The sequence below is a fragment of the Pseudoalteromonas sp. ESRF-bin5 genome, from assembly GCF_002632075.1.
Lineage (GTDB): Bacteria > Pseudomonadota > Gammaproteobacteria > Enterobacterales > Alteromonadaceae > Pseudoalteromonas > Pseudoalteromonas marina.
Genome location: NZ_NTLW01000131.1, coordinates 1 through 3,704, shown reverse-complemented (window position 1 = coordinate 3,704; position 3,704 = coordinate 1). Strand labels below are relative to the sequence as shown.

The window sequence follows — 3,704 nt, the reverse complement described above, 5'->3', positions numbered from 1 at the left end:
ACTTCTAAATGAAGCTTATGAGCAGGAAAATTTAAATCCGCCAAAATGCTTTTAACCTTACTGGCAAACTCTATCTCCTTAAGCTGCATTACAGATACATTAATACTGACTGATAAATCTGGAGTTAATTTTTGAAAAGTAAGTGCTTGTTGGCATGCCGTTTCGAGTACCCAAAAACCTATTTTTGAAATTAACCCATACTGCTCAGCAATAGGTATAAACTCGTCAGGAGGAATGTTTTCTCCTTTCAATTGCCAACGTATAAGCGCCTCAATCGCATAAATATCATGTGTTTTAGAGTCAATAATGGGCTGGTATACTAACGAAAAACAATTGTTGATGAGCGCTGTTAAAAGCTCTTCGCTAAGCAGGCGCTTTCTTTCTAATTCTGAACGAAGCGACTCGCTAAAAAAACTTATTTGCCCACGATTCATTCTCTTTTGATGATACATTGCCATATCGGCATTTAAAATTAAGGCATCCAGATCTCTACCATGCTCTGGGTAAAGTGCAATACCTATGGTTGCCCCTACCCGTGCACCGTGCTCTGTTTCTGGATGATCCTGCGTAATTGCATCAATAATTTCTTTAGCAAAATCGTATGTATTTTCTTTGCATACAAAATCACTTAAAATTAAAAACTCATCGCCACCCCAGCGGCACTTTTGCTGATTATGAGCACACACGTCAGAAATACGTTTCGCTGTTCTTCTTAAAACATTATCGCCTACCTTGTGACCCATCACGTCATTTATATTCTTAAACCCATCTAGGTCTATAAAAAATAGCGCAAAAGGTGGGTCTGGATAATGCTTAATTCTCTTTTTTGCATCATTTAAAAATGCATTTCGATTTAATAATTGAGTTAGCGAATCAGAGTTTGATAAATGCATTATTTCTTTAGTACGCGCATCAACTCTTAGCTCCATTCTTTCTAGCAAATCGCTGTTTTGATTTTTTAAATGTATTGCCTGTTGTGTAAATGCAGATGCTTTATTTAGAGTTAACAAGGTAATTGAGCCATAGCCAATACCCAAAAAGCCGAGTACATTTTCGTAATAGTCTTCAGACATTATTAGCACTAAAGCGTAGGGAAATAACAGAATAAAAGCATAAGCAAAACAGGTCAGCTTATGTGCTGACAAAACATTGGCAGAGCCACCACCAAGAGCGGATAATATAATTATGATACTTGTGGCTTCTAGGGGGGCAAAAGAAGTGTGAAAATACAAGGCATAACTGCACCATATAATGGCAGTTATAATAACCCCTGTTGAAAACTTTAGTAGGTCTAATTGGGTAGCCGTTTTGTTTGTTTTTAAAAATAGACGAATATCTAAAAAACGGATCCCCAAAGCAAGCAGCATAATAAGCCACCAAACTAGCTTGTCGTTATAGCTTAACAATCCGCCTTTATTAAAACTAAAAGCAATACATGCGCTGGCAAATAAAGAGACGAGTAAACCTGAATAAGCGTTCTCGTAAAGCAATCTAACGGTATCATTAAGGTTTTCTTTGATTAGGGAGCTTCGATGCATATTATCTAAGCCTTTACATTCGTTTTTATTATTAGTTTAACTAAAGCTATGCCTTAATTAAAAAATTGTCCAGTAAACGCCCTAGCAACACATTTATTTAGAAATTTCCCAGGCGCTAGAGCCAGATGCAGATAAATTAGCGTTATTATTACGTAACACTTTATTTCCTACATTAATTGACGACTCAGGTCGACTGACTAAATAACCTTGAACTGAGCTCACACCTAATTTTTTCACAAGCTCAAACTGGGCGATTTCTTCAACGCCTTCTGCGACAATTTTAAGCCCCAATCTTTGCCCAAGCTCACTAATTGTATTGAGTATATCGTTATATTTTTTGCTTTTGTTAGCTTGTGTAATAAACGAGCGATCTATTTTTATAACATCGATGGGTAAATCTGCTAGCGTACTTAAAGAGCTAAACCCGGTACCAAAATCGTCTATAGCAATAGTTACACCGTCTTCTCTTAGCTTGCTCAACTCATCAATAATTCTAGAGCTTGCCTGAATAAAGGTAGACTCTGTTACTTCAAGCATTAAAGACGTTGCCGGTAACCCCGTACTTTTGAGGATTTTTGTGATCCAATCGTATATATCACGATGTTTTAACTGAATACCGGAAATATTCACTGATATTTTTACTTTACGCATACCTGCATTGTGCCAAGCAGCCATTTGTCTGCATGACTCAAGCATAATCCAATCACCTAACTCTAATATTAAATTTGATTCTTCAGCAATAGGAATAAATTCAGCGGGAGAGATCATACCTTCAACGGGGTGATTCCATCGAGTGAGCGCTTCAAAATAGTCAATCATGCAATCTTCTACGTGCACAATTGGCTGAAAAGACAAATAAAAGTCTTTGCATGCAATGGCTAAACGAAGCTCTTCAAGTAAGTAATGATAGCGACGCATTTTATTACCCATTTCTGGAGAATAAACTTTAAAAATACCTTTACCATCACTTTTAGCACGATACATTGCTACATCAGCTAGTTGTAATAGTGCTTGTGGTGTAGATGCGCTTTCTGGATAAGTAGCAATACCAATGCTTGCGCTAATTTTTACAATCTTATTGCCAAGCACAAAGTCTTTTTCAAGCTCACTAAGTACTTGCTTGGCTATGTCGACTACTTTGTCACTTTCGTCCAACGATTCAATAAATATAGAGAATTCATCACCGCCTAAACGCGATAAATTTTGTTCTAACTGGTTTGCAGAATTGATATTACTCAACTTATGGTGACGCAACACATTAGCTAATCGCGTGGCAACTTGCACCAATATTTCGTCGCCAAAACTATGACCAAATGAATCATTTACTTGCTTAAACCCATCTAAATCTATAAACAACAATGCACAAGTAAGTTCTTTTTGACCGGTTTGATTTATGTGCCTACCAATATGCTCTATGTAGGCATGTCTATCGATGAGTTGTGTTAATTTATCTTGGCATATACTTGTTTGTGTTTGTTTCACATAATTCACTACATGCAAATTTAAGGTCGTGATAGATTTGCTTAAGTTACTAATACCATTAGGGTTTTGAGCAGGTTCAATATCTAAGTTAAACAACTCTAAAAGTTTATTAGCCTGCTGATTAAGTTGGCTTAGCTTATGTTTGTGATTTTGTTTCCTGCTTTGTTTTTTTATGTAGACAGCAAGCAAAAGTATACAAGAGAAGAAAATAATAATGTTTTTAGGCGACGTTAACACCATCAAGATGAGTGCGTTTGAATCAGCCGCAATAAAATGTTGATCCGTTGTTTTAACAAGAAGTAATGTTTGAGAAGCACTGTCAATTGTATAATGACCGCTTAAAACAGGATTATACCAAGGGGCAATATCTAAACTGGTGCTGCTTATATCAAATTTTTTAACACTAAAATTAGACTGAAACAGATTGGTACGGCTTATTTGGCTCGTTAATTCAGCATTTAGGTAAAAGCAAAATAACAAAGTGACTAAGGAAATTAATCCAACATGCTTTAATTTGTTCATGAAAAATTCCCTAACAATACTAATCCTTAATAACTAAATGCTCATTATATCCCCTATTTTTGTTTGTAAGCAATTATTAATGACTTGTATGCTATTTTTTGTTCATTTTAATATAGCTAAGTTATTGATTATTCGTTAAGGCAATTATTTTTAGCGCAAAGT

The 3,704-nt window shown here is 35.7% G+C and carries 2 protein-coding genes; both read right to left on the bottom strand.

The features are described 5' to 3' along the window. The coding region (locus tag BCG07_RS07030) for a putative bifunctional diguanylate cyclase/phosphodiesterase (protein ID WP_286889511.1) at nucleotides 1–1,538 on the bottom strand (1,538 nt) is incomplete at its 3' end. 93 nt (nucleotides 1,539–1,631) lie between these two features. Then, complete coding sequence (locus BCG07_RS07025; RefSeq protein WP_138739674.1) at nucleotides 1,632–3,542, bottom strand: putative bifunctional diguanylate cyclase/phosphodiesterase; 1,911 nt, start codon at nucleotides 3,540–3,542, stop codon at nucleotides 1,632–1,634. Nucleotides 3,543–3,704 lie beyond the last annotated feature (162 nt).

Coding starts and splice junctions, on each gene's coding strand:
- BCG07_RS07025 (WP_138739674.1), bottom strand. CDS start 3,542: ATGAACAAATTAAAGCATGTTGGATTAATTTCCTTAGTCACTTTGTTA.